The organism is Aeromonas sp. QDB20 (assembly GCF_027707805.1).
Taxonomy (GTDB): domain Bacteria; phylum Pseudomonadota; class Gammaproteobacteria; order Enterobacterales; family Aeromonadaceae; genus Aeromonas; species Aeromonas dhakensis.
In genome coordinates this window covers 35,660-43,778 of the sequence record NZ_JAPCJC010000030.1, presented here as the reverse complement: position 1 = coordinate 43,778, position 8,119 = coordinate 35,660, and the positions used below count along the sequence as shown (strand labels likewise).

At 61.6% G+C, this 8,119-nt stretch carries 7 protein-coding genes; 2 read left to right on the top strand and 5 right to left on the bottom strand.

Going from position 1 to position 8,119, the window contains the following annotated elements:
- Positions 1 to 158 precede the first annotated feature (158 nt).
- Positions 159 to 698: a gamma carbonic anhydrase family protein gene (locus tag PG897_RS21270; protein ID WP_010635500.1), complete on the top strand. Its 540-nt coding sequence runs from the start codon at positions 159 to 161 to the stop codon at positions 696 to 698.
- 89 nt (positions 699 to 787) lie between these two features.
- On the opposite strand, the gene polA is transcribed toward PG897_RS21270, so the two are convergent.
- Positions 788 to 3,538, bottom strand: coding sequence for a DNA polymerase I (polA, locus tag PG897_RS21265; protein ID WP_043171453.1), 2,751 nt, complete (start codon positions 3,536 to 3,538; stop codon positions 788 to 790).
- A gap of 401 nt (positions 3,539 to 3,939) precedes the next feature.
- Between polA and elbB the strand changes: the two genes are divergently transcribed.
- Complete coding sequence (elbB, locus tag PG897_RS21260) at positions 3,940 to 4,590, top strand: isoprenoid biosynthesis glyoxalase ElbB (RefSeq protein WP_019840100.1); 651 nt, start codon at positions 3,940 to 3,942, stop codon at positions 4,588 to 4,590.
- Between the two features lie 72 nt (positions 4,591 to 4,662).
- Here the strand turns inward: elbB and PG897_RS21255 are convergent, their stop codons facing one another.
- The 4 genes from PG897_RS21255 to fieF all read right to left on the bottom strand — a co-directional run bounded on the left by PG897_RS21255 (position 4,663) and on the right by fieF (position 8,111).
- The gene (locus PG897_RS21255; RefSeq protein WP_005307594.1) at positions 4,663 to 4,872 is read right to left on the bottom strand and encodes a cell division protein ZapB; all 210 of its coding nucleotides are present in this window, start codon (positions 4,870 to 4,872) and stop codon (positions 4,663 to 4,665) included.
- A gap of 237 nt (positions 4,873 to 5,109) precedes the next feature.
- Entirely contained in the window at positions 5,110 to 6,390 is a 1,281-nt protein-coding gene (locus tag PG897_RS21250) for a hypothetical protein (protein ID WP_201882722.1), read from the bottom strand.
- A gap of 21 nt (positions 6,391 to 6,411) precedes the next feature.
- The gene (gene cysE / locus PG897_RS21245; protein ID WP_005307587.1) at positions 6,412 to 7,191 is read right to left on the bottom strand and encodes a serine O-acetyltransferase; all 780 of its coding nucleotides are present in this window, start codon (positions 7,189 to 7,191) and stop codon (positions 6,412 to 6,414) included.
- A gap of 8 nt (positions 7,192 to 7,199) precedes the next feature.
- On the bottom strand, positions 7,200 to 8,111 hold the full coding sequence (fieF, locus tag PG897_RS21240) for a cation efflux pump FieF (protein WP_010635505.1): 912 nt from the start codon (positions 8,109 to 8,111) through the stop codon (positions 7,200 to 7,202).
- Between the last annotated feature and the right edge of the window lie 8 nt (positions 8,112 to 8,119).

Sequence of the window (8,119 nt, the reverse complement as noted above, 5' to 3'; positions counted from 1 at the left end):
TATAGGGAGTGAATTCGTTCTGGCAACCCCTCCCCTGCAATAAAATTGCAAAAAACTGCACTTTTTTAGTTATTCATATCCAAGCACAGCTTTTATACAAACTTATCCACAGAAACCAGCACCGAATTGCTAGAATGGCCGAAAACAAGGAGGCCAAGATGGACTTGCGACTGAGACCTTACAAGGGAAAACGCCCGCAACTGGGCAAACGGGTATATGTAGACCCCTGCGCCACCCTGGTGGGTGATATCCAGCTGGGTGACGATGCCAGCATCTGGCCCATGGTGGCAGCACGGGGGGATGTGAACCATATCCGCATCGGTGCCCGCAGCAATATTCAGGACGGCACAGTGCTGCACCTGACTCGAAAGAGTGCCAGCAACCCGGCCGGCTATCCGTTGCTGATCGGGGAAGATGTCACGGTCGGCCACAAGGCGATGCTGCATGGCTGCACCATTGGCAACCGGGTGCTGGTCGGCATGGGTGCCATCCTGCTGGACGGGGCCGTGGTCGAAGATGATGTGATGATCGGTGCCGGCAGTCTGGTGCCACCAGGCAAGCGACTCGAGGCCGGCTTTCTTTATATGGGCAATCCCATCAAGCAGGCTCGCCCGCTCAAGCCGGCCGAGATCGCCTTCCTCAAAACCTCGGCCGACAACTATGTGCTGCTCAAGGACGAATACCTGCAAGAGGTCTGAATCCAGATAGCCACAAACAGGAAGCCCGGCATGAGGCCGGGCTTCGCGTCTTATATAGCTATATAGGTGTCGATGACGACTGCCAGCGATCAGTGGGCCTGATCCCAGTTGTCACCGGTGCCCGCTTCGACCACCAGCGGCACATGCAATTCGGCGGCGGCTGACATCTTCTCCTTGATGATGGCGATGTATTCCTCCAGCTTCTCTTCGCGGATCTCGAACACCAGTTCATCGTGCACCTGCATCAACATGCGGATCGACTGGTCTTCAATGCCCCGGATCCAGCCATCCACGTTGATCATGGCGCGCTTGATGATGTCGGCGGCCGTACCCTGCATGGGGGCGTTGATGGCGGCCCGTTCCGCCGCCTTGCGCAGACCGGCGTTGCGCGACTTGATGTCCGGCAGATAGAGGCGGCGACCAAACAGGGTTTCGACATAGCCCTGGGCTTCCGCCTGCTGGCGGGTGCGCTCCATGTACTCCAGCACGCCCGGGTAGCGCTCGAAGTAGAGATCCATGTACTTCTGCGCCTCAGCACGGCCGATGCCCAGCTGCTTGGCAAGACCGAAGGCGCTCATGCCATAAATGAGGCCGAAGTTGATCGCCTTGGCGCTGCGACGCATGTCGCTGGTCACCGCATCAAGTTCAACCCCGAAGACCTCGGCGGCGGTCGCCTTGTGGATGTCCTTGCCCTCGGCGAAAGCGGTCAGCAGTCCTTTGTCACCGGAGAGGTGGGCCATGATGCGCAGTTCAATCTGTGAATAGTCCGCCGCAACCAGCTTGTAACCGGCGCACGGGATGAAGGCCTGCCGGATACGACGCCCCTGTTCGTTGCGCACCGGGATATTCTGCAGGTTGGGATCGGTAGACGAGAGCCGCCCGGTCGCCGCCACCGCCTGATGATAGGAGGTGTGCACTCGCCCGGTCTGCGGCTTGATCATCAGCGGCAGCTTGTCGGTGTAGGTGGATTTGAGCTTGGCCAGGCCACGGTGCTCCATCAGCAGACGCGGCAGCTCATAGGTCTCCGCCAGCTCCGCCAGCACCTCTTCCGCGGTGGAAGGGGCTCCTTTCGGAGTCTTCTTGATGATCGGCAGCCCCAGCTTGGTAAAGAGGATCTCCCCCAGTTGCTTGGGCGAGGAGAGGTTGAACTCCTGCCCGGCCAGCTCGTGGGCCTGCTTCTCCAGCTCTGCCAGACGTACTTCAATCTCCTGGCTCTGCTGATGCAGCAGCTTGGGCTCGATGGTGGTACCGAGCCGCTCCATCCGCGCCAGCACTGGCAGCAGCGGCAGTTCGATCTCGCTGAACACCTTGGCGAGACCCGGCTCCGCAGCGAGCTTGCCCCACAGCGCCTGATGCAGACGCAGGGTGATGTCGGCATCTTCCGCCGCGTAAGGGGCCGCCTGCTCCAGTTCGATCTGGTTGAAGGTGAGCTGCTTGACCCCCTTGCCAGCAATGTCCTCGAACGAGATGGTCTCGACGTTCAGATACCTGCGGGCCAGCGAGTCCATGTCGTGGCGGCTGGCAGTGGAGTTGAGCACATAGGACTCGAGCATGGTGTCGTAGGCGATACCCTGCAGCTCGATGCCGTGGTTGAGCAGCACGTTGCGATCGTACTTGAGGTTCTGCCCCACCTTGAGGCGGGCCGGATCTTCCAGCAGCGGTTTGAGCTTGCCGAGTACCACGGCCTCGGTCAGCTGTACCGGCGCCCCCAGATAGTCGTGGCCGAAGGGCACATAGGCCGCCTTGCCAGGCTCGATGGCAAAGGAGACGCCAACGATGCGCGCCTCCATATAGTCGAGACTGGTGGTCTCGGTGTCGAAGGCAAACAACGGCGCCGCTTGCAGGCGTGCCAGCCACTCATCAAATTCGGCCTCGTCCAGGATGCAGCGGTAGTCGGTTTCGATGGCGGCAGCCGGGGCGGCGCCTTCCTCATCACTCTCGGCGCCGCTCTCCTCGCCGCCGGACTCCAGCTCTTTGATCAGGTTGCGCAGCTCATACTCGCGATAGACCGCCAGCAAGGCTTCCCTGTCGATGGGGCCAAGCTCCAGCTCTTCCAGGCTCTGCTCCAGCTCAACGTCGGTCTTGATGGTGGCCAGCACATAAGAGAGACGCACCTGCTCCTCCTGCTCGCGGAACTTGTCGGCAAACGCCTTGGAGCCCCGGAAACCAAGGGCAGCGACCTTGTCGAGGTTGGCGGCGATCTCGTCGATGCTACCGATCCCCTGCAGCAGGGCCAGCGCGGTCTTCTCGCCGACGCCGGTCATGCCGGGGATGTTGTCCACCTTGTCCCCCATCAGAGCCAGGTAGTCGATGATGAGCTCTGGCGGTACGCCGAACTTCTCGATCACCCCTTCCCGATCGGTCTTCACGTCCTTCATGGTGTCGATCAGGGTGACATGGTCGGAGACCAGCTGCGCCATGTCCTTGTCGCCGGTGCTAATCAGCACCGGCAGCTGTTTCTCGGTCGCCTGACGGGCCAGGGTGCCGATCACGTCGTCGGCCTCGACCCCTTCGACCATCAGGAAGGGGAAACCCATTGCCTTGATCATCTGGTGGATGGGGGCGACCTGGCTGCGCAGATCATCCGGCATGCTGGCCCGGTTGGCCTTGTATTCGGGATAGATGTCGTCGCGGAAGGTCTTGCCCTTGGCATCGAACACCACGGCCACGTGGCAGTCGGGGTACTGCTTGCGCAGGCTGCGCATCATGTTGGCCATGACACGGACGGCGCCGCTCGGCAAACCGGTCGAGGTGCGCAGATCGGCCTGCTGAGAGGCAAAGAAGGCGCGGTAAAGATAAGAGGAGCCGTCGACCAGAATAAGGGGATTGCTAGGGGCCATGAAATCGTCCTGCCAGAGATAAACAGCCGCTAGGATGCCACAGGGCCCCCCTCACACCAAGAGGGGGGGGCGACCCGGCCGAGGGATCCTCATCGACTGCCACTCTGTGGATAACTCTGTGCTCAAAAATGGAGTGATTGATGAAGCGCAGTGAAACTGCTGTGGATAAAAAATGAAAATCGCATATATAACAATGAATTGAGATCATTAAAACCGATCGCCAGACCGTTGAAATGATCTCGATCAATGTGGAAAAAGATTTAAGGGAGTAAACGCGGCAGGATCCGAAACGAAACAATCCTAGCACAGCAAGATGACTTGACCAGCGGAGGACGAACGATAACCATACAAAAGTACAACAATCCATCCTGGCTCACATTTTCAACAACGAGGAGTCTGTCATGAAAAAAGTGGCCGTGATCTTGAGTGGCTGTGGCGTCTTTGACGGGGCCGAAATCCACGAGGCCGTCATCAGTTTGCTGGCGCTGGCCAGGCAGGGCGCCGCCGTGCAGTGCTTTGCGCCCAATGTTCCGCAGCTCCATGTGATCAACCACCTGAGCGGGGAAGTGAGCGAGGGAGAGAGCCGCAACGTGCTGGTCGAAGCCGCCCGCATCTGCCGCGGCCAGATCAAGGACGTGGCAGAGCTGGATGCAGCCGACTACGATGCCCTGCTGGTGCCGGGCGGCTTCGGCGCCGCCAAGAACCTGTGCGACTTCGCCATCAAGGGAGCCGAGTGCCAAATCCAGCCGGATGTATTGAAGGCCTGCCAGAGCTTTGCCAGGGCCAACAAGCCGGCAGCCTACATCTGCATCGCACCGGCCATGATCCCGCTCATCTACGGCGCCGGCACCCTGGCCACCATAGGCCATGACGAGGGCACCGCCAACGCCATCGAGGCGATGGGGGGCAGCCATCTCAACTGCCCGGTCAACGAGTTCGTGGTGGATCAGGAGCGCAAGGTGATCTCCACCCCCGCCTACATGCTGGCCAGCAATATAGTGGAAGCGGCGGACGGCATCGAGAAGACCGTCAAGCAGCTGCTGGCGCTCTGATTGCCAGCCTGACTCAAACAAACGGGCCGCTCATGGAGCGGCCCGTTTTCAATTCTCGCGGATAGCGACGGATTAGATGCTTTCGCCCATCTGATCCATCTTGCCCAGCAGGGCACGCAGACGCTCTTGCCAGGCAACGTGCTCGTTGCGCAGCTGATGGTTCTCGTCTTGCAGCTTGCTGTTCTGCTCTTTCAGCTCGTCCAGCTCCATCTTCAGCAGGGAGATGTTGTCGACGGCGGATTGTACTTTGGATTCGAGTTGCTCAAGGACTTCTAGTGACATATGCATACCTGTATGTTCAATTGCGATGCCCCACAGAGGGCGATTCAAGCGCGTGAAGCCAGCATACCCTGATGGCATCGGCACAAACAAGCCGGTGCGCTGTAAAATGCGCCTTCCATGGATGTATTGACTAAATATGCGTCTATTTTTCTCGCATCCTGCGCCGGGGCCACGGCAGGGCCCGCACAAGCCGCCATTGCGCCCGATCTGCTCCCCTATTCACATCAACCGGACGCCTCAGCTGTGCAGGGCGATATAGGCCCCCAGCAGCAGACAGGCAACCCCGTACATCAGCAGGCCGTAGAGCAGGTTGCCGCGCAAAATGGCCCCGGCACTCAGGTTGTAACGGGAGGCCAGCGCCAGGTTGGAACCGGAGAGCGGGCTGGTGCCGGTGGCCAGCCCCCACCCCAGCAAAAAGGTCATGCCGAGCAGGCTGGGATCCGGCGCCAGTGGCCACAGCAGCGGCGCCAGCCCGGAGATGCTGATGAGCGGGTGTACTCCGACAATGGCCACCAGCAGGATCAGCAGCAGGGTGAGCGAGGCCTCCAGCCAGCCGAAGTGATGGAAGAAGGGCAAGCCGTGGCCACCGCCCAGCTCGAGCACCGACAAGGCGCTGTTGATACCGGCAGCCAGTAGACCGGCCCCCAGAAACAGCACAATCTGACCGCCGATGGCGGGAAAGCGCTCCACCACCTGCCGCTTGAGGGCAGGGCCTCGCCCCGTGCTCGGCATAAAGGCAAACGCCAGCAGCGGCGCCACCAGGGCGATCACCGCCAGGATGCCGAGATCCGGCCAGATCTGCTTGATCAGCAGCACCAGCCCGGCCAGGGCGACCGGCAGCCCCAGGGTCTGCAGCCGCAGCGGGTAGCCGGCAAAGTCCGCTACCCCCAGCCGCTCAACCTGCCAGGCGGTCAACCCCATCGCCAGCAGGGTCGCCAGCAGCCCGAACGGCAGGATCTGCGACAGCTGCAGACCGGGGGCATAGGTGAGCGCCACCGCCATGGCGACGAAGAAGGGTGACCAGAAGGCCGCCGCACAGAAGATCCGGCTCAGCACCAGTACCTGACGCCGCTCCAGGGTGCCGCACCGTTCCAGCCGATCGCCGATGATGAAAAGCACCGAGAGGTTGATGACGGCCCCCAGCAGGTTGAGGCTGGCCATGGTGCTCCACAGCCCCTTGCGCCCTTGCCATGAGGTGGTGCCGGTCAGCAGGCCCGAGGTGGCGAGATTGAGGGTGCTCACCGCCGCAAACATGGTGAGCATGTTGATGTTGGGCAGCAGCCAGTCCGCCGGCTGGAGGCTAGCGCCTTGCCAGCAGGAGAAGATCAGCAGGGCCAGTGCCGCCCCGTACAGGGCCAGCGCCTGACGGCGTGCCGCCCCCACCAGCCAGGGCCAGGTGAGCAGGGAGGCTCCCCAGGCGGCGATGGCTGCCGGCCAGGGGGAGAACCCCAGATAGAGGTGCAGCAGGTTGAGCAGCCACATCCCCAAGATCAGATAACCCGACCAGCGCTTGGCCATCGACTCGCCTCGGTCAGGGGATCAGAGACACTGATCCATGTCCAGCGACGGCTTCTCGCACTCCGGACGGCCCACGATCTTGGCGGGCACGCCCGCCACAGTAGTGTGCGGCGGCACCGGGTTGATCACCACGCTGCCGGCGCCGATCTTGGCGCCCATGCCCACTTCGATGTTGCCGAGCACCTTGGCGCCCGCCCCTATCATCACCCCTTCCCGGATCTTGGGATGGCGATCGCCGCTCTCCTTGCCGGTACCGCCCAGGGTGACGCTCTGCAGGATGGAGACATCGTCCTCGATCACCGCCGTCTCGCCCACCACTATGCCGGTAGCGTGGTCAAACATGATGCCCTTGCCAATGCGGGCGGCCGGGTGCACGTCCACCCCGAACACCACGGAGATCTGGTTCTGCAGGTAGAGCGCCAGCGAACGACGCCCCTGGCGCCACAGCCAGTTGGCGACCCGGTAGCCCTGCAGGGCGTGGAATCCCTTCAGGTAAAGCAGCGGGGTGGAGAAGAGATCGACCGCCGGATCGCGCTCCTGCACCGCGCAGATGTCGGCGGCGACCATGGTCAGCAGCTCGGGTTCGCTGCGCAGAGCCAGCTCGATCACCTCGCGCAGGGCGATGGCGGGCATGGTGGCGCTGTCGAGCTTGTTGGCCAGCTGGAAGCTGAGGGCCGAACGCAGGTTCTTGTGATTGAGAATGGTGGAGTGGAAGAAGCTGGCCAGCATGGGCTCTTCGGTCGCCATGCTCGCCGCTTCTTGCTGAATTTTTTGCCAGGTTCTGGCAACCAGATCATCCATGTTGCAGCCTACTGTTGTTCTGAGGGAGTGCCTTGCTGTTCCTTATGCACCACGGAGATGGGGTCCATGTGGATGATGACATCCATGCGCTCGAATGCCTGACGAACCGCCAGTTCGGCTTCATCGGCAATCTGATGGGCCTTGACCAGAGGGAGCTGATCGTCCAGTTCCAGATGCAACTGCACGAAGCGGGTCGGACCGGACTGGCGGGTGCGCAGATCATGCACCCCGTGTACACCTTCGACGGCACAGCAGAGGGCCATTATTCTCGCTTGTTCCTCGGCTGGCAACTGACGATCGAGCAGTGCCTGCACCGATTCATAACCGATGTGCAACGCCCCCCACAGCAGGAACAGCCCGATCAGGATGGCAAACAGGCCGTCGGCCCAGTACCAGCCCTGCCCCGCCAGCACCAGTGCCAGCAGCACGCCGCCGTTGAGCAGCAGATCGGAGCGGTAGTGCAGCATGTCGGCCTTGATGGCCACGCTGTTGGTCTTGCGGATGACGAAACTCTGGAAGCTGACCAGCAGCAGAGTCAGCACGATGGAGCCACCGCTGACCCACAGACCCGCTTCGAGTCGCTCCAGCGGCGCCTGTTTGAGCAGGGAGGAGATGCCGTGCATCACCAGCAGCAGCGCGGAGCCCGAGATGAAGGCTGACTGGATCAGCCCGGCCAGCGACTCCGCCTTGCCATGGCCGAAGCGATGCTCGTCGTCGGCCGGTGACAAGGCGTAGCGAATGGCCAGCAGGTTGATGATGGAGGCGCTCACGTCCATGAAGGAGTCGGTGAGGGAGGCCAGCAGGCTCGAGGAGTCGGTCATCAGCCAGGCGATCAGCTTGCCGGTGATCAGCAGGGTAGCGGTGGTGACGGCGGCCATGCTGGCCAGCGTCACCCAGCGGGAATATTGTTGATGGCTCAAAACCGGCT